General features: G+C 61.4%; 13 protein-coding genes and 3 tRNA genes. 4 read left to right on the forward strand and 12 right to left on the reverse strand.

What is annotated here, in order from left to right; genetic code table 11:
* Window position 1 precedes the first annotated feature (1 nt).
* The 8 genes from hflK to nnr form a co-directional block, all read right to left on the reverse strand.
* A complete protein-coding gene (gene hflK / locus ABTW55_RS11300) occupies window positions 2-1,252 on the reverse strand; it encodes an FtsH protease activity modulator HflK (protein WP_033636782.1) in 1,251 nt (416 codons plus the stop codon).
* A gap of 68 nt (window positions 1,253-1,320) precedes the next feature.
* A complete protein-coding gene (gene hflX / locus ABTW55_RS11305; protein WP_004933675.1) occupies window positions 1,321-2,601 on the reverse strand; it encodes a ribosome rescue GTPase HflX in 1,281 nt (426 codons plus the stop codon).
* A gap of 98 nt (window positions 2,602-2,699) precedes the next feature.
* Complete coding sequence (gene hfq, locus ABTW55_RS11310; protein WP_004933678.1) at window positions 2,700-3,008, reverse strand: RNA chaperone Hfq; 309 nt, start codon at window positions 3,006-3,008, stop codon at window positions 2,700-2,702.
* Window positions 3,009-3,122: 114 nt separating this feature from the next.
* Window positions 3,123-4,064 carry a tRNA (adenosine(37)-N6)-dimethylallyltransferase MiaA gene (gene miaA / locus ABTW55_RS11315; RefSeq protein ID WP_004933679.1) on the reverse strand — a complete coding sequence of 314 codons (942 nt, stop codon included), beginning with the start codon at window positions 4,062-4,064 and terminating at the stop codon, window positions 3,123-3,125.
* Window positions 4,057-5,940: a DNA mismatch repair endonuclease MutL gene (gene mutL, locus ABTW55_RS11320; protein ID WP_060422752.1), complete on the reverse strand. Its 1,884-nt coding sequence runs from the start codon at window positions 5,938-5,940 to the stop codon at window positions 4,057-4,059. The genes miaA and mutL overlap by 8 nt, the downstream gene beginning before the upstream one ends.
* Window positions 5,941-5,962: 22 nt before the next feature.
* Window positions 5,963-7,795 carry an N-acetylmuramoyl-L-alanine amidase AmiB gene (gene amiB, locus ABTW55_RS11325; RefSeq protein ID WP_033648705.1) on the reverse strand — a complete coding sequence of 611 codons (1,833 nt, stop codon included), beginning with the start codon at window positions 7,793-7,795 and terminating at the stop codon, window positions 5,963-5,965.
* Window positions 7,796-7,802: 7 nt separating this feature from the next.
* Complete coding sequence (tsaE, locus tag ABTW55_RS11330; protein WP_033648706.1) at window positions 7,803-8,273, reverse strand: tRNA (adenosine(37)-N6)-threonylcarbamoyltransferase complex ATPase subunit type 1 TsaE; 471 nt, start codon at window positions 8,271-8,273, stop codon at window positions 7,803-7,805.
* Window positions 8,274-8,283: 10 nt separating this feature from the next.
* Window positions 8,284-9,798 carry a bifunctional ADP-dependent NAD(P)H-hydrate dehydratase/NAD(P)H-hydrate epimerase gene (nnr, locus tag ABTW55_RS11335; protein WP_060419651.1) on the reverse strand — a complete coding sequence of 505 codons (1,515 nt, stop codon included), beginning with the start codon at window positions 9,796-9,798 and terminating at the stop codon, window positions 8,284-8,286.
* On the opposite strand from nnr, the gene queG reads away from it, so the two are divergent.
* A complete protein-coding gene (queG, locus tag ABTW55_RS11340; protein ID WP_060422755.1) occupies window positions 9,797-10,936 on the forward strand; it encodes a tRNA epoxyqueuosine(34) reductase QueG in 1,140 nt (379 codons plus the stop codon). The two genes, nnr and queG, sit on opposite strands and share 2 nt — an antisense overlap.
* A 311-nt stretch (window positions 10,937-11,247) precedes the next feature.
* Here the strand turns inward: queG and ABTW55_RS11345 are convergent.
* The 4 genes from ABTW55_RS11345 to orn all read right to left on the reverse strand — a co-directional run bounded on the left by ABTW55_RS11345 (window position 11,248) and on the right by orn (window position 12,332).
* Window positions 11,248-11,323 (reverse strand) — tRNA-Gly (locus tag ABTW55_RS11345).
* A gap of 54 nt (window positions 11,324-11,377) precedes the next feature.
* Window positions 11,378-11,453, reverse strand: a tRNA-Gly gene (locus tag ABTW55_RS11350).
* A gap of 66 nt (window positions 11,454-11,519) precedes the next feature.
* Window positions 11,520-11,595, reverse strand: a tRNA-Gly gene (locus ABTW55_RS11355).
* Between the two features lie 191 nt (window positions 11,596-11,786).
* Complete coding sequence (orn, locus tag ABTW55_RS11360; protein WP_033636776.1) at window positions 11,787-12,332, reverse strand: oligoribonuclease; 546 nt, start codon at window positions 12,330-12,332, stop codon at window positions 11,787-11,789.
* Between the two features lie 240 nt (window positions 12,333-12,572).
* Between orn and rsgA the strand changes: the two genes are divergently transcribed.
* The 3 genes from rsgA to mscM all read left to right on the forward strand — a co-directional run bounded on the left by rsgA (window position 12,573) and on the right by mscM (window position 17,953).
* Window positions 12,573-13,622: a small ribosomal subunit biogenesis GTPase RsgA gene (gene rsgA / locus ABTW55_RS11365; RefSeq protein ID WP_033654887.1), complete on the forward strand. Its 1,050-nt coding sequence runs from the start codon at window positions 12,573-12,575 to the stop codon at window positions 13,620-13,622.
* Window positions 13,623-13,698: 76 nt separating this feature from the next.
* On the forward strand, window positions 13,699-14,592 hold the full coding sequence (asd, locus tag ABTW55_RS11370) for an archaetidylserine decarboxylase (RefSeq protein WP_033636775.1): 894 nt from the start codon (window positions 13,699-13,701) through the stop codon (window positions 14,590-14,592).
* 13 nt (window positions 14,593-14,605) lie between these two features.
* Window positions 14,606-17,953 (forward strand): miniconductance mechanosensitive channel MscM, encoded by a 3,348-nt coding sequence (mscM, locus tag ABTW55_RS11375; protein ID WP_033648710.1) that lies wholly within the window; start codon window positions 14,606-14,608, stop codon window positions 17,951-17,953.
* Window positions 17,954-17,980 lie beyond the last annotated feature (27 nt).

Consider the following 17,980-nt stretch of genomic DNA (forward strand, 5'->3'; position numbering starts at 1 on the left):
ATTACTCTCTCCCTACGCGAGTGGTGTCGTCACGCTGCGCATTCGCCCGGCGCTGATCCATAATCGAACCGCCGCTGGTGCGCGGGGCGCTGCTGTTGGCAGCCGGCGCAGGATTCGGATTGAGGCGAATCAGGCTGGTATCCTTGTTGCCGCTCTCCGGCGCCGCGCCTTGGCCGCGCAGCATCTGATCCAGCGGCAGCACCATCAGATTGTTGCCTTTGTCGCTCACCAACACCTTACGGGTATGGCCCAGCACTTTTTCCATGGTTTCGATATACAGACGCTCGCGGGTGATCTGCGGTGCGGACTTGTATTCCGGCAACAGCTTGGCAAAGCGCGCCACCTCACCCTGGGCTTCCAGGACGGTACGGTCCTTATAAGCCTTGGAGTCTTCCAGCAGACGCTGCGCCTGGCCGTTCGCACGCGGCTGAACTTCGTTGGCGTAAGCTTCCGCTTCACGGATGTATTGCTGCTCGTTTTCACGCGCGGCGATCGCATCGTCGAACGACGCCTTCACCTCTTCCGGCGGACGCGCCGCCTGGAAGTTGACGTCCAGCAGCGTGATGCCCATGTTGTAAGGACGGATGGTCTCTTCCAGCATGCGCTGCGTATCGTTACGCACCACGGTACGGCCTTCGGTCAGGATGCGGTCCATCGAGTATTTGCCGATCACGCCGCGCAGGGCGCTGTCGGTCGCCTGGCTCAGGCTGTCGTCGGCATTGACGACGCTGAACAGGTACGCTTCCGGGTTGGTCACGCGGTACTGCACGTTCATTTCCACGCGCACCACGTTTTCATCGGAGGTCAGCATCACGCCGGACGCCGCCAGCTCGCGCACGGATTCCACGTTCACCGGACGCACGTCGTCGATGAAGGTCGGCTTCCAGTTCAGGCCCGGCTGCACCAGGTGGCTGAACTTGCCGAAACGCGTCACGACGCCGCGCTCGGCTTCCTTGATGGTGTAGAAGCCGCTGGCGGCCCAAATCACCACCACGGCCACCGCCGCGATACCGATAATGCGGCCGCTGAAGCCCGGACCAGAGGTGCCGGTGCCGCCGCTATTGCTGTTGGAGCCTTTGCCTCCGCCGAAACCGCTCAATTTCTTGCTCAGTTTGCGGAAGATATCGTCCAAATCAGGTGGCCCTTGATCACGACCGCCTTTGTTGTTACCGCCAGAGTTGCCGCCATTGTTATTGCTGCTCCCCCACGGGTCGCGGTCCTGTCCGTTATTACCGGGCTGATTCCACGCCATGTTTTAGCTCCATATTCTGTGATTGGGTACTTCAGGCTTTCGCGAAGCATAAATGTAACAGGATATGATCATACGATAAAGTCAATCAGGTCCTGTTCTTGCTTGCAAAGACGACGCCATTCGACGATCGGCATTCGCACCACCACGCCAATGCTGCCGTCTTCTTCGTTCCACTCTTTTTCAATCGCCTGAAGCTGGTAAAAACGGCTGCGAAGACGGCCTGCCCGTGGCGGTAAGCGCAATTCGTAATGCGCGATCTCCCCCGATAAGCGCTCCGTCAACGCCTGATACAGCAACGGAATACCCTCTCCGCTGGCGGCGGACAGCCACACCCGGATCGGCAGGTTTTCGTCGTTGCGGTCGATACGCGGCACAAAATCGTCCAGCATATCTATTTTGTTCATCACTAACAGTGTAGGGATTTCATCCGAGTCTATCTCCGCCAGCACGGTGTTCACCGCTTCGATGTTCTCATCGACGCGCGGATCTGCGGCATCGATGACGTGCAGCAGCAGAGATGCCTGGCGCGTTTCCTGCAGCGTTGCCTTGAAGGCGGCCACCAGATCGTGCGGCAGGTGCCGGATAAAGCCTACGGTATCCGCCAACACGGTATCCCCCACGTCCGGCACGTCAATGCGCCGCAACGTAGGATCCAGGGTGGCAAATAGCTGGTCCGCCGCATACACCTCGGCAGACGTTATTCGGTTAAACAGGGTGGATTTGCCGGCGTTGGTGTAGCCCACCAGCGATACGGTCGGCACATCGGCGCGGGTCCGCGCGCGTCGGCCTTGTTCACGCTGCTTTTCTACCCGCTCCAGGCGGCGCAGAATCAAGCTGATGCGATCACGCAACAGGCGACGGTCGGTCTCAAGCTGGGTTTCCCCCGGCCCGCGCAGGCCAATCCCCCCTTTTTGCCGCTCCAGGTGCGTCCAGCCGCGTACCAGACGCGTGGCGATGTGACGCAACTGCGCCAGCTCCACCTGCAGCTTACCTTCATGGGTGCGGGCACGCTGGGCGAAGATGTCTAAAATCAGCCCGGTGCGATCGATCACCCGGCATTCGCACAGGCGCTCGAGGTTTCTTTCCTGCGCCGGGGAAAGGGAATGATCAAACAGGACAACAGACGCGCCGCTGGCTTTCACCGCATCTGCAATTTCTTCGGCCTTTCCTTCGCCGACAAAGTACTTCGGATGCGGGGCTTTGCGGCTACCGGTCACCACTTGCAAAGCTTCGACACCGGCTGAGGAAACCAACGATTCGAACTCGTTGAGGTCTTCCGTATCTTTGTCTTGCGAGAAATAGATATGAACCAGTACGGCCTGCTCACCGGCTTCATAACGGTCAAACAAGCGTGCAACCTCTCAAACGGACACTCACCGTGAGTTTGGGGGACATAAACAGCCCGCGGCTGCTTATGCTCCCCGTCATGGTTGACTTGCAACGCGCTTTATTCAGCGTCATCGCTTTCCTGCTGCGGCTGTTGCTGCGCAGACGGATTGTTGCCATGGTGATAGTTGCTTGAACCGCCGCTCGGGTTGTTGCTGTGATGCGAGACCGGGCGAGACGGGACAACGGTAGAGATAGCGTGCTTGTACACCATCTGGCTAACCGTGTTCTTCAACAGGATGACAAACTGGTCAAAAGACTCAATCTGGCCTTGCAGCTTAATACCATTCACCAAATAAATAGAAACCGGAACACGTTCACGACGCAATGCGTTCAGGAACGGATCTTGCAAAGATTGCCCCTTAGCCATTCTATCTTTTCCTTATTTGCTTGTTGTTTGTAACTAAGAACCTGTCGGCTCTAAAATAAACGACGTAAAAAATTTGCGCGCTGAATACTCAGCAATTGTACACAATCACCCAACCTATGCACTAACAACCTGTGTCACCGAGTCCAAAGCCTCTCCCGGCTTTTCACTGTCCAACCAATGGACCGACTCCCAACCCCGTAACCAGGTCATCTGGCGTTTAGCCAACTGACGTGTTGCGCAAATACCACGATAAACCATCTCATCGTAACTAATTTCACCAGACAAGTATGACCACATCTGGCGGTAACCGACACAGCGAATGGAGGGCAAGTCCGTATGCAAATCACCCCGTGCGAAAAGTGCACGCGCTTCCGTCTCAAAACCCGCCGCCAACATTTGATGGTACCGCAGCTCGATGCGTTGATGGATCAACTCACGGCTGGTCGGCGCTATCGCAAATTGGTGAACTTGATACGGCAACGATTCACCCGAAATTTTAGTCAGTTCCGTTAAAGTTTTACCCGAAATAAAAAAAACTTCCAGTGCTCTGGACAGTCTCTGCGGATCATTCGGATGAATTCTCAATGCCGCGACCGGATCGATCGCCTGCAACTGCCGATGCAACGCCTCCCAGCCCTGCTCCGCCGCTTGCCGTTCGATGCGCTCGCGCACCGCGGGATCGGCGGACGGCAGCGGCGACAATCCTTCCAGCAACGCCTTGAAATACAACATGGTGCCGCCGACCAGCAGCGGAATGCGCCCGGCGGCGGTGATGTCGGCCATCTCCTTCAGCGCGTCGGCGCGAAACTCCGCGGCCGAGTAGGCTTCGGCGGGATCGCGGATATCGATCAGCCGATGCGGCGCCTGCGCCAATTCTTCGGCGCTCGGCTTGGCGGTGCCGATATCCATGCCGCGGTAAATCAGCGCGGAATCGACGCTGATCAGTTCCACCGGCAGGCGTTCGCGCAGCGCGATCGCCAGCGCGGTCTTGCCCGAGGCGGTCGGCCCCATGATGAAAATAGCCGGGGGACGTGGTGTCATTTCAGTGTCAGTCATGCTTGAGGGCCGCCAGTGCGGCCTGTAAATCAACGGGTTGTAAAAGTCCGCTCGGTGGCGATTTGACCAGCTGCGGGCAAAGTCGTTCAACGTCGGTCAACAATTGTATCGCTTGCGAGGTGTTCCACTGTTCATGTTCGCTGCCAAGACGGCGAGCGAGCCAGGTGGCCAGCACCGCGGGCGACATCTCCTGATGTTCGGCCAGATAGCCTAACAGTTCGGGTATCAGTTTTTGTAAATTTTGTTGGCGTAATGGTAAAGGCACTGCGCGCAGCGTCACACGGCCGTGATCCGTCTGCAGATCCAGCCCCATCGCCACGAGCAGCGCCTGATGCCGCGCAATGGCCGCCGCTTCGCGCTTCTCCAACGTCAGCTTAATCGGGATCAGCAGCGGCTGCGGCCGCAGCCCTTCCGCCGGCGGGTTGAGCTGCGCCTGGCGCAGCCAGCGTTCGGCTACCGCCAGATTGAGCAACGCCGGCTGCTGGCGCTGCTCAATCAGCGCGTAGCACGGCGGATGGATCATCAACACCCGGCCAAAACTGTGTTGGCCGCCCGCCAACGGCGTTTCCGCTGCGGCTTTCGCCGGCGGGAACAGCGGCGGCTTGCTCGAGACTTCCGGCGCGGCATCGGCCTGCGGCTCGGCGGCGGGCTGCATCAGTTTACCGTACAGCTCGCCTTCGCGTTTCTGGTAACCGCCGGTCGTTTGCCAACCCGGCTGCGGCGCCCGCTCGCGGGCGGTGCCGGCCGGTGGCGGCGTTTCACGGCGCGGCGCAGGCTGAGAAAAATGGTTGCCGCCGGCGGCGATGCGGTTCTCCGGCTGCCAGATCGGCGCGGGCGCTTCGTCAGGCGTTTCCGCCAGCGGCAGCGGCGGCGTCTGACCGGCCTGCTGCAGCACGGTGGTTACCGCCTGGTAGATAAAATCGTGCACCAGCCGCGCCTGATGGAAACGCACCTCGTGCTTGGCGGGATGAACGTTGACGTCCACCTGGTGCGGATCGACCTCCAGATACAGCACGTAAGCAGGCTGCTGATCGTCCTTCAGCTGATCCTGATAGGCCTGACGAATAGCGTGATTGATCAAGCGATCACGCATCATGCGGCAGTTGACGTAGCAATACTGCATTTCACCCAGCTGGCGCGCCCCGGCCGGATCCGCCACCCAACCGCGGATGCTCAAATCGCCGTGCTGCCAGTCGATGTTCAGCGCATGCTGCAAGAACGCCGGGCCGCAGATGCTGCCCAAACGGCGTTCGTGCTGGCTCTCTTCTTTCGCCGCCCGGTATTGGCGGATCAGTTTGCCGTTGTGGCTGAGGTTGATCGCCACATCGAAACGCGCCAGCGCAATGCGCCGCACCACTTCATCGATATGGCCGAATTCGGTTTTTTCGGTGCGCATGAACTTGCGGCGCGCCGGCGTATTGTAAAACAGATCCAGCACTTCCAGCGTGCTCCCGACCGGGTGCGCGGCGGGTTTGACGGTCACCGCCTGCTCGCGCCCTTCGGCATAGGCTTGCCACGCCTCGCTTTGCTCGGCGGTGCGCGACGTCAGGGTCAAACGGGAAACCGAGCTGATACTGGCCAGCGCTTCGCCGCGGAAACCGAGGCTGACGATAGCCTCCAGATCGTCGAGCGTGCTGATTTTACTGGTGGCGTGCCGCGCCAGCGCCAACGCCAGATCGTCCTTGCCGATGCCGCAGCCGTTGTCGCGAATGCGGATCAGCTTGGCACCGCCGCGTTCAATATCGATATCGATGCGCGTTGCGCCGGCGTCCAGGCTGTTTTCCACCAGCTCCTTGACGACCGACGCGGGGCGTTCAACCACCTCTCCGGCGGCAATCTGGTTGGCAAGCTGCGGCGGTAACACCTGGATAGGCATGCTGGCTCCTGTAGCGATGGCGCTAGGCCTGCGGAATGGTCAGCGTCCGATCCAGCGGCGCGACGTCCGACTTCAGATTATTGACCCGTTTCAGATCGCCGACGCTGACCCCGTAGCGAGAAGCGATGGAGGAGAGCGTATCCCCGCGGGCCACTTTATGTTTAGACGTTTTCTTCGCCGGCGTTTTCGCCTTGGCGACGGTGGTGGTGACGGCGGCGGCTTTCCCCGCCGGCACCTTCAGACGTTGCCCTACCCACACGCCGTCTTTTTTCAGTTTGTTCAGATCACGCAGCGCCGCCATGGTGGTGCCGTAGCTGTCGGCGATGCCGGACAGCGTTTCCGCCCGCTTCACCACGTGGATCCGGGTCTTGCCGCTTACGCTGCGGCTCGCGCCGGCCGAGCTGACGATAGGCTCAGGCTGGCGCACGTCTGGTGTTGAGGTGTTAACCGCTGCTGCGACGTCCAGCGGTCGGTTTTCCACCTTTGGGTCGGCTTGCAGCGGATGCGCCAGGAAGTAGCTGCGCAGGCCGTTATGAATGGCCCTGGCAATCTTCTCCTGATACGCGCTACTGCCCAGCAGCCGCTCCTCCGTGCTATTGCTGATAAATCCGGTTTCCACCAGCAGCGAGGGAATATCCGGCGAACGCAGCACGCCCAGGCTGGCGTGTTCCGGCCGGCGTTTATGCAACGATCCGACGCTCTGCAGTTGCTGCAGCACCTTCACCGCCACGTCGTATCCCACGCGCTGCGAGTGGCCGAACTGCAGATCCAGCACTGCCTGGCTCAGGTAAGGGTCAGCCTGGCTGTTGGCCAGCAGATCGCCGGCGCCGCCGAGCAGCTCGGACTGTTTCTCATGCTGTTCGAGCCAGCCGGCCATTTCGCTGTTGGCGCGGCGATTGGACAGCACCCAGACGGAGGCCCCGCTGGCGCTGCGGTTTGGCGCGGCGTCGGCGTGGATGGAGACCAGCACGTTGGCGCCCTGTTTACGCGCCACATCGGAGCGCCCCATCACCGAGATGAAATAGTCGCCGGTACGGGTCAGCACCGGTTTGAACTGCGGATCGGCGTCCAGCATCGCCTGCAGGCGGCGCGCGATGGCGATGGTGACATTCTTTTCTTTCAGCCCGCTCGGGCCAATGGCGCCCGGATCCTGGCCGCCGTGGCCGGCGTCGATCGCTACCACCACCCGATCGCCGGAACCGGCGGAAACGCGGCTGCTGCGCGGCGTGACCTCTGTGGCGGTGCCTGCGACCACGGTCTGTTTATTGGTGAAGGGATTCGATCCTGTCGGCGCTTTGCGCAGCGGCGGCTCCGGCGCTTCACGCACCGCGACCGGCGCCTGGCGCGGTGGCTGGCTGACCGTGACCGGCGCCTGACGCGGCGGTGGATTGACCGCAACCGGCGCAGGCGTTTGCACCGGCGCTTTACGCACCACGGTATTGGCGCCGCCTTCGGCCGTAATGGTGAACACCACGGTATGCACGCCGCCGTTCTGGCGGGTGGCGACGCGGGTTTTGGCGCGCTGGGTCAGATCAAACACCAGGCGCACGCTCTGCGCGTCTTTCGGCGCGCTGGAACGAATGCTTTTCACCAGGTTTTGCCCGCTGAAATTGAGCGGAAGACCGCCGACCTTGCCCTTCTGGTTAACGTCCAGCACCACGCGTTCCGGGCCGTGCAGCGGGAAAAACGCATAGTCCGGCGGGCCATTGAAGCTCACCGACACCGTCGCTTCGCGTTGGGCGTTGGACACTTTGATATCGGACAGCGAGGACGCCGCCAGCGCGTTCAGCGCGCCGAGCGGCCCCAGCACGGCGATCAGCATGATGACCGCAAATTTTTTCAACACGTGCGTCATTGCAGCATCATCCCTGTGATCCATGAATGCGGTCTAACAGCTGGCTGCCGTATGCGGAAATCGCCTCGATCTTCGCCTCTCGCCCCTCGCCCTGATAGCTAAGATGCAGCGCCAGATCCGGCTCCGGCAGCACGCCGGTGCCCTGCTGCGGCCATTCGACCAGGCAGATGGCGTCTTGCGCGAAGTAATCGCGAATGCCCATGAATTCAAGCTCTTCCGGATCGGCCAGGCGATACAGATCGAAGTGATACACCGCCAGCGGCTGCAAGGCATAGGGTTCCACCAGCGTGTAGGTCGGGCTTTTGACGTTGCCCTGATGCCCTAACGCCTGCAGGAAACCACGGCTGAAGGTGGTTTTACCGGCGCCCAGGTCGCCGTAGAGATAGATGACGCTGGCGCGATCGCAGGCCTGGGCCAAAGTGGTGCCCAAAGCGACAGTCGCTGCCTCGTCCGGCAGAGGTAAAACGAGTTCTTTCATTCGATAAAGTCTATTTTGCCCACTCAGGGTTAACGAAATGAAGGATGTCCGGCAGTAAATCGGTCGCCAACATGCCTCTTGTTCCTTGTCTTTCCGCTACGCGATCGCCGGCCGCGCCGTGTACGACGCAGCCCGCACAGGCGGCATCATACAGCGAGAGCTTTTGCGCCAGCAAACCGCCGATGATGCCCGACAGCACATCGCCCATGCCGCCGGAGGCCATGCCGGCGTTGCCGACATCGGCGATCGCCATCTGCCCCTGCTCATCGGCGATCAGCGTACCGGCGCCTTTCAGCACCGCCACGCCACCGTAGCGCGCCGTCAGCTTGCGCACGGCAAGTAAGCGATCACTCTCGATGTCGGCGGTGCTGCAGCTCAACAGCCGAGCAGCCTCTCCAGGATGCGGAGTCATCACGCGATTCTGCCGTTTCTCGGGATTTAATGCCAGCAAGTTCAGCGCATCGGCGTCCCACAAGGCCGGTTTATCGCTGGTTTGCAGCACGTTCAAGGCGTTTTTGCCCCACTCAGCCTGGCCCAGACCCGGGCCAATCACCAGCACATCCGCCCATTGCATCGCCTGCCGCAGCGTCGCCTCGTCCAGCGCCTGCGCCATCAGCTCCGGCCGAGCCGCCAACAGCGGCGCGACATGCTCTATGTGAGTAAGCACTCGCACCAACCCAGCCCCACTGCGCAGCGCCGCCTCTGCCGCCATGCGAATGGCGCCGCCGAACCCGCGATCGCCGCCCACCAACAGCAGGCGGCCATGCTCGCCCTTATGGGCGCAGGGACGGCGCGGATGCAGCCAACGCGGCAACACCTCGGCGGTAAGCCGCTGAATCTGCTCCGGTTGCTTCGCCAACCAACCCGATAAGCCTAGCGCATTCTGATGAAGTTGCCCGACCCAGTCGCGCGCCTGGCCGGTCAGCAACCCCGGCTTGAGGCCGATGAACGTGACGGTGTGCGCGGCACGCACGACCGCGCCCGGCGCCGCGCCGCTCTCCGCCAGCAGGCCGGACGGGATGTCAAGAGCCACCACCGGTGCCGAATGGCGGTTGGCGGCCTCGATCAGCGCGTCGTAGGGCGCACGCGGCGCGCTGCCCAGGCCGGTACCTAACAGGCCGTCGATGATGAGAGAAACAGACGCCGGCCAGCGGCTGCTCGCCGGCAGAATGTCGCCGCCTGCGGCTTGCCAGGCCTCGCGGGCCGCTGCGGCTTCCGGTGGCAAAGGCCGTGCGCCGTCGCAGGCGATCAGCGTCACCTGCACGCCCGCCGCCTTCGCCAGGCGCGCCACCACATAGCCGTCGCCGCCGTTGTTGCCGTGGCCGCACAGCACCAGCCAGTGGTCGCGGGAGGGGTACGCGTTGCGCGCCAGCGCGTAGGCCGCCTGACCGGCGCGCTGCATCAAATCGTAAAGAGAAATACCGAGCGAGGCCGCCGCTGCGGGTTCCGAGCGACGGATCCAATCCGCAGGCCAGACAGAGTGTGGTAAACTGTCAGCGTATGCTTTTTCACTGTGGCCCGTCATGACGCACCCCCTCGATCTCCATCAACTCGCCCAACATATCAAGCAATGGGGGCAATCGCTAGGATTCCAGCAGGTTAGCATCTGCGATACCGATTTGAGCCTTGAAGAGCCGAAGCTGCAGGCCTGGCTCGACAAACAGTACCACGGCGAAATGGAATGGATGGCGCGCCACGGCATGCTGCGCGCACGCCCTCACGAACTGTTGCCGGGCACGCTGCGAGTGATCAGCGTACGCATGAACTACCTGCCGGCCAAGGCGGCGTTTGCCAGCACCTTGCAAAATCCGCAGCTGGGCTACGTCAGCCGCTATGCGCTGGGGCGCGACTATCACAAGCTGTTGCGCCAGCGCCTGAAAAAGTTGGGCGATCAGATCCAGGCCTACTGCGGCGAGTTGAATTTCCGCCCCTTTGTCGATTCTGCGCCGGTGATGGAACGCGCGCTGGCCGCCAAGGCGGGCATCGGCTGGGTTGGTAAACACTCACTAATTCTCAACCGTGAAGCCGGGTCGTGGTTTTTCCTCGGCGAATTGCTGATCGATCTGCCGCTGCCGGTAGACCAGCCGCAGGAAGAGCAGTGCGGCCGCTGCGTCGCCTGCATCACCACCTGCCCGACCGGCGCCATCGTCGCCCCCTATACCGTAGACGCCCGGCGCTGCATCTCCTACCTGACCATCGAGCTGGAAGGCGCGATCCCGGAGGAGTTCCGCCCGCTGCTCGGCAACCGCATCTACGGCTGCGACGACTGCCAGCTGATCTGCCCGTGGAACCGCTTTTCGCAGCTTACCGACGAAGACGATTTCAGCCCGCGCGCCGCGCTGCATGCGCCGCAGCTGATCGATCTGTTCAACTGGACGGAGGAAAAATTCCTGCGCATCACCGAAGGCTCGGCGATACGCCGCATCGGCCATCTGCGCTGGCTGCGCAATATCGCCGTGGCGCTGGGCAATGCGCCCTACGAGGACGGCATCGTGCTCGCACTGCGCACCCGTTTGGGCCAGAACGCCATGCTGGACGAACATATCCACTGGGCGCTGGCGCAACAGCTCGCCCGCCGCGAAGCGCAGGGCATCGAGGTGCAAACGGCGCAGAAAAAACGGCTGATACGGGCTGTGGAAAAAGGTTTGCCAAGGGATGCCTGACGGCGTGCGCCATTCGGACGTAGCGCCGGAAGACTCACTCTGTGGATTTGTGCATAAAAATAAAAACACGTTGTCTTTCAACTGCAACAAAAAGAGCAAGTGATCGGCATAACGTTTTGGGATAAATAAATAAACTTACAAATCAAATAGATAAATATTTAATTTGTATGACGTTGATTTTTCAGGCAGGCGAGTTTATGTGCAGAGGCTGTGGATAACTCTGTTCACAACATTTTTACCAGGCGTGTAAAACGGGACAAAAACCCGCGCCGGATAAGGCGTTGGATTTGAGTTTGAAACGAAGAGAAAATTGGAGCGGGAAACGAGACTCGAACTCGCGACCCCGACCTTGGCAAGGTCGTGCTCTACCAACTGAGCTATTCCCGCATTGAGATGCTTTTGGCATCCGGCCACCAAACACTGGCGTGACCTTTGAATTTTTGGAGCGGGAAACGAGGCTCGAACTCGCGACCTCAACCTTGGCAAGGTTGCGCTCTACCAACTGAGCTATTCCCGCGTCGCATAGGTACTGCTTGATACTGCTTTATTTATTCATCATGCCGCATCGCGACATTGTTGAATTTGGAGCGGGAAACGAGACTCGAACTCGCGACCCCGACCTTGGCAAGGTCGTGCTCTACCAACTGAGCTATTCCCGCCCGGCGTATCGATGGTGGAACGTTACGAAATTCTTCATCGGTACGGGGTGCGCATTATACGAGAAATCCTTTTTGCCGCAAGCCCCTAAAAGCAAAAAAACGCGATTTTTGTTTGATTGCCGATTAAAGCGCCAGATTGGCGAATTAAGCGGCTAAAACCGGCATTTTTTCCCCGCAGAGGCCCTCGCACCTTAGAGCTGGATGAAATGTTCGCGGTAATACGCCAGTTCGGCCACCGATTCACGAATGTCGTCCAGCGCCTGATGGGTGCCCTGCTTTTTAAAGCCGGCGAGAATTTCCGGCTTCCAGCGGCGCGCCAGCTCCTTCAGCGTGCTGACGTCCAGGTAGCGGTAATGGAAGTAGGCCTCCAGCTCCGGCATATAGCGGAACAGGAAACGGCGATCCTGGCCCACGCTGTTGCCGCAGATCGGCGATTTGCCGGCCGGCACCCACTGCTGCAGGAAGGCTATCGTTTCCAGCTCGGCGGCGCGATCGTCCTGGCGGCTGGCTTTCACCCGCTCCACCAGCCCGCTGCCGGTATGGGTGCGCACGTTCCACTCGTCCATCAGCGCCAGCTGTTCGTCGGACTGATGCACGGCGATCACCGGCCCTTCCGCCAGGATGTTCAGGTTGGCGTCGGTGACCAGCGTGGCGATCTCGATGATGCGGTCACGCTCGGGATCCAGCCCGGTCATCTCCAAATCGATCCAAATCAGGTTATTTTCGTTTCCTGTCATGATGTTTCCTGCCTAAAAGCCGAGAGAAAAACGCTGTGCGGACGAGACGGCGGGCGCCGCCGGTGGCGACGCGCCGCAGCCGACGGCTAACAACGGTTATTTAATATAAAATAGCGTGTATCATAGTCTTTTTGGTCGCCCTGGGCGACATATACCCCGACGGGTTCAAAGCTGCGGCCGGGGAAGGCCCCAACCGCCGCCGTACGTGTAAAGGTATAAAATCGAGTCAAGTGAGGCGCAGTGAGTAAGAACAAACTGTCCAAAGGTCAGCAACGCCGCGTGCAGGCGAACCATCAGCGCCGTCTGAAGCGCGCTGATAACAAACCGGAACCGGATGATTCCCAACTGGGCGAGCCGCAGGAAGGCGTCGTCATCAGCCGCTTCGGCATGCACGCCGACGTTGAGGCGCCGGATGGCACTCAGCACCGCTGCAATATCCGCCGCACGCTGCGTTCGCTGGTGACCGGCGATCGCGTGGTGTGGCGCCCCGGCCTGGGCGCCCATGAAGGGGTGAAAGGCATCGTGGAAGCGGTGCACGAACGCACCTCGGTGCTGACGCGCCCGGACTTCTACGACGGCGTGAAGCCGATCGCCGCCAATATCAATCAGATCGTCATCGTGTCGGCGATCCTGCCCGAGCTGTCGCTGAACATCATCGACCGCTATCTGGTGGCCTGCGAAACGCTCGAAGTCGAGCCGCTGATCGTGCTCAACAAAATCGACCTGCTGGACGCCGAAGCGCGCAAGCTGGTCGACGGCATGATGGATATCTATCGCAAGATTGGCTACCGGGTGCTGGAAGTCTCCAGCCAGACGCGAGAAGGCATGCCGGAGTTCGAACAGGCGCTGGCCGGGCGCATCAGCATCTTCGCCGGCCAGTCCGGCGTCGGCAAATCCAGCCTGCTGAATGCGCTGCTGCCGCCGTCCGAAGAGCAAATTCTGGTAAATCAGGTTTCCGACGTATCAGGCCTCGGGCAACATACCACCACCGCCGCGCGGCTGTACCATTTCCAGCACGGCGGCGACGTGATCGACTCCCCCGGGGTGCGCGAGTTTGGCCTGTGGCACCTGGAGCCGGAACAAATCACCCGCGGATTTGTCGAATTCCGTGATTATTTAGGCGGTTGCAAATTCCGCGACTGCCGCCACGATACCGATCCCGGCTGCGCCATCCGCGCGGCGATGGAGAAAGGCGATATCGCGGAAGAGCGTTTCGACAACTATCACCGCATTCTGGAAAGCATGGCGCAGGTGAAGGTTCGCAAGAACTTCACGGACGCCGCAGACTGACACTGACGGGCGGGCATTGACGACGGCGAGGCCCTCGTTACAATGCGCGCCCTTTACCCTGATTCACGAGGTTAACGTGCTGGATAGCATCAAGATTAAATTGCAATATTGGCTACCGAAGCTGGCGCTGACCCGCCTGGCGGGCTGGGGCGCCGACAAACGGGCCGGCTGGCTGACCCAACTGGTGATCAAGGCCTTCGCCCGCTTCTACCGCGTGGACATGCAGGAAGCGCAAAATCCGGACCTGGCGTCTTACGCCACCTTCAACGACTTCTTCGTGCGCCCGCTGCGCGATGGCGCACGCCCAATCATCGCCGACGCCAACTGGCTGGCGCTGCCCGCCGATGGCGCCATCAGCCAGCTCGGCCCGATCCGCGACGATCAAATCTTCCAGGCCAAAGGCCATCACTACAGCCTGGAAGCGCTGCTGGCCGGCAACTACCTGCTGGCCGAACCGTTCCGCAACGGCCTGTTCGCCACGACCTATCTGGCGCCGCGCGATTACCACCGCGTGCACATGCCGTGCGCCGGCGTGCTGCGCGAAATGATCTATGTGCCGGGCGATCTGTTCTCGGTCAACCCGCTCACCGCCGCCAACGTGCCTAACCTGTTCGCGCGCAACGAGCGCGTGATCTGCGTGTTCGACACCGACATCGGGCCGATGGTGCAAATTCTGGTCGGCGCCACCATCGTCGGCAGCATCGAAACCGTTTGGGCCGGCACCGTCACGCCGCCGCGCGAAGGCATCATCAAACGCTGGACCTACCCGGCCGCCGGTGAAGAGGGCGCCATCGCGCTGGAAAAAGGCGCCGAGATGGGCCGCTTCAAGCTTGGCTCCACGGTGATCAATCTGTTTACCGCAGGCAGCGTGCAGCTCGCGCCGCAGTTGCAAAACGGCACCGTCACCCGCATGGGTGAGGCGTTCGCCGAAATCCCGGCCGCCGCTGAAACACCACAGACCCCGCTCTAAAGGAATCGACGTCGTGCGCCTGATCATCACGCTTTTGCTCGGTTGCCTGCTGTGGCAACCGGCGCTGGCCGCTCCCCTGCCGACCGAGACCCAGCTCAAGCAAGAGCTGAAGCAGGCGGAAAGCAGCAAAAACGCGCCGAATCAGGCGGAGACCACCGAGGCGCTGCAAAGCGCCCTCAACTGGCTGGCGGAGCGTAAAGAGTCGCAGACTCGCTCCGAGCAGTATCAGAGGGTGATCGACGATTTCCCGAAGATGACGCAGGAACTGCGCCGCCAGCTGGTGCTGGAAAGCAACAAGATCCTGCCGAACGGCGACGATCTGCCGGCCGCCGAGTTGGAACAGCAGATCCTGCAAACCAGCAGTCTGCTGCTGGAACAGGCGCGCCTGCTGCAGCAAGAGCAGGATCGCACGCGGGAAATCAGCGATTCGCTCGGCCAGCTGCCGCAGCAGCAGACCGACGCCCGCCGTGCGCTGACGGAAGTGCAGCGCCGCCTGCAGGCGCAGCCCGCCAACCCGACCACGCCGTACGCGCAGGCCGCCCTGGCCCTGCTGCAGACCGAAGCCGCGGCGCGCAAGGCCAAAGTGGACGAGCTGGAACTGGCGCAGCTGTCGGCCAACAACCGGCAGGAGCTGGCGCGCATGCGCGCCGAAGTCTATAAAAAGCGCCACGAGAAAATAGACGTTCAACTGCAGGCGCTGCGCAACAACCTCAACGCCCAGCGCCAACGCGAAGCGGAACAGGCGCTGGAAAAAACCGAGCAGCTGGCCGAGCAGAACGGCGATTTGCCAAAAAGCATCAGCCAACAGCTGCAGATCAACCGCGAACTGTCTGCCGCGCTGAACAGCCAGGCGCAGCGCATGGATCTGATTTCATCGCAGCAGCGGCAGGCGGCGGCGCAGACGCTGCAGGTGCGCCAGGCGCTGAGCACCATCATCGAGCAGGCCCAGTGGCTCGGTTCGTCGTCGGCGCTGGGGGAAACCCTGCGCGCCCAGGTGGCGACACTACCGGAAATGCCCAAGCCGCAACAGCTGGACGGCGACATGGCCCAGCTGCGCGTGCAGCGCCTGCAGTTTGAAACTCAGCTGGAAAAACTGTCGCAGCGCGAATTCAAACGCGACGACGGCAGCGCGCTGACCAACCAGGAGCAGCGCATCGTCGATGCCCAGCTGCGCACCCAGCGCGAGCTGCTGAACTCGTTGTTGTCCGGTTGCGACACCCAAATCCTCGAGCTGACCAAGCTGAAGGTGGCCAACACCCAGTTGATCGAAGCGTTGAACGAAATTCGCGACGCCACCCACCGCTATCTGTTCTGGGTGCCGGACGTCAATCCGATCAACTTCTCTTATCCGCTCAACGTGGCGCACGATCTGACGCGCGTTCTGTCGCTGGACACGCTGTCGCAGCTCGGCGGCGCCTTCATGATGATGGTGACCAGCCGCGAAACGCTGATCCCGATCTTCGGCGCCCTGCTGCTGGTGATTTTCAGCATCAGTTCGCGCAAGCACTACCACGCCTTCCTCGAGCGCGCCAGCAGCCGCGTCGGCAAGGTGACGCAGGACGAATTCTTCCTGACGGTGCGCACCGTGTTCTGGTCGATTCTGGTGGCGATGCCGCTGCCGGTGCTGTGGGCCGCGCTCGGCTACGGCCTGCAGAGCGCCTGGAACTACCCGGTGGCGGAAGCGATCGGCAAAGGGGTGACCGCCACGCTACCGATCCTGTGGATCTGCATGATCTGCGCCGCCTTCGCCCACCCGCAGGGGTTGTTCATCGTGCACTTCCGCTGGCCGGCGAAGCAGGTTTCGCGCGCCATGCGCTACTACAAGATGTCGATCTGGCTGATCGTGCCGCTGATCATGGCGCTGATCACCTTCGATAGCCTGAAAGAGCGCGAGTTCGCCAACACGCTGGGGCGGCTGTGCTTCATTCTGCTGTGTCTGGCGCTGGCGCTGGTCACCCACAGCCTCAAACGCGCCGGCATCCCGCTGTATCTGGATAAAAACGGCTCCGGCGACAACATGCTCAACAGCGCCTTCTGGGGGCTGCTGCTGTCGGCACCGCTGCTGGCGGCGCTGGCGTCGAGCGTCGGTTATCTCACCACCGCGCAGGCGCTGCTGGCGCGCCTGGAAACCTCGGTGGCGATCTGGTTCCTGCTGCTGGTCGTCTACCACATCATCCGCCGCTGGATGCTGATCCAACGGCGACGCATCGCCTTCGACCGCGCCAAACAGCGCCGCGCGGACATTCTGGCCCAGCGCGCCCGCGGCGAAGACGAAACCTCGCATACCCCGAACAGCACCGAAGGTTCGGTGGATATGGATTACTCAGAGATAGACCTGGATACCATCAGCGCCCAGTCGCTGCGGCTGGTGCGTTCGATCCTGACGCTGATCGCGCTGGTGTCGGTGATCGTTTTGTGGTCGGAGATCCACTCCGCCTTCAGCTTCCTGGAAAATATCTCGCTGTGGGACGTGACCTCGACGGTCAACGGCGTGGAAACCGCCCACCCGATCACCCTCGGCGCAGTGCTGATCGCCATTCTGGTATTGATCATCACCATGCAGCTGGTGCGCAACCTGCCGGCGCTGCTGGAACTGGCGGTGCTGCAGCACCTGGATCTGTCGCCGGGCACCGGTTACGCCATCACCACCATCACCAAATACCTGCTGTTGCTGTTCGGCGCCATTCTCAGCTTTTCCTGGATCGGCATCGAATGGTCGAAACTGCAGTGGGTGGTCACCGCGCTCAGCGTGGGTCTCGGCTTTGGCATGCAGGAGATTTTCTCCAACTTCATCTCCGGCCTGATCATCCTGTTCGAGAAGCCGATCCGCATCGGCGATACCGTAACGATCCGCAACCTGACCGGCACGATAACCAAGATCAATACCCGCGCGACCACCATCGCCGATTGGGACCGCAAAGAGATCATCGTGCCGAACAAGGCGTTCATCACCGAGCAGTTCGTCAACTGGTCGCTCTCGGACGCCATCACCCGCGTGGTGCTGACCGTGCCGGCCCCGGGCGAGGCCAATAGCGAAGAGGTGACCAAGATCCTGATGAACGCTGCCGAGCGCTGTTCGCTGGTGCTGGACAATCCGGTGCCGGAAGTCTACCTGGTCGATTTGCAACAGGGCATTCAGATCTTCGAGATGCGTATTTACGCCGCCGAGATGGGCCACCGCATGCCGCTGCGCCACGAGATCCACCAGTTGATCCTGGCGGGCTACCGCGAGCACGGCATCACGCTGCCGTACCCGCCGTTCCAGGTGCGCACCGAGACGCTGTCGCGGCTGACCAACAACGGCCGTACGCCGCCGTCCACGCCGGCGCCGAACACCAAGCGCGACGCCGGGGGGCTGTAAGCGGTTCTCGCGATAAAAAAAGGGCCG

The organism is Serratia sp. SM04 (assembly GCF_040280225.1).
Classification (GTDB): Bacteria; Pseudomonadota; Gammaproteobacteria; order Enterobacterales; family Enterobacteriaceae; genus Serratia; species Serratia sarumanii.

Excerpts from the sequence above, each read along its gene's own strand:
- hflK (WP_033636782.1), bottom strand. The coding sequence starts at position 1,252 with ATGGCGTGGAATCAGCCCGGTAATAACGGACAGGACCGCGACCCGTGG.
- hfq (WP_004933678.1), bottom strand. The coding sequence starts at position 3,008 with ATGGCTAAGGGGCAATCTTTGCAAGATCCGTTCCTGAACGCATTGCGT.
- miaA (WP_004933679.1), bottom strand. The coding sequence starts at position 4,064 with ATGACTGACACTGAAATGACACCACGTCCCCCGGCTATTTTCATCATG.
- mutL (WP_060422752.1), bottom strand. The coding sequence starts at position 5,940 with ATGCCTATCCAGGTGTTACCGCCGCAGCTTGCCAACCAGATTGCCGCC.
- amiB (WP_033648705.1), bottom strand. The coding sequence starts at position 7,795 with ATGACGCACGTGTTGAAAAAATTTGCGGTCATCATGCTGATCGCCGTG.
- tsaE (WP_033648706.1), bottom strand. The coding sequence starts at position 8,273 with ATGAAAGAACTCGTTTTACCTCTGCCGGACGAGGCAGCGACTGTCGCT.
- queG (WP_060422755.1), top strand. The coding sequence starts at position 9,797 with ATGACGCACCCCCTCGATCTCCATCAACTCGCCCAACATATCAAGCAA.
- nnr (WP_060419651.1), bottom strand. The coding sequence starts at position 9,798 with ATGACGGGCCACAGTGAAAAAGCATACGCTGACAGTTTACCACACTCT.
- orn (WP_033636776.1), bottom strand. The coding sequence starts at position 12,332 with ATGACAGGAAACGAAAATAACCTGATTTGGATCGATTTGGAGATGACC.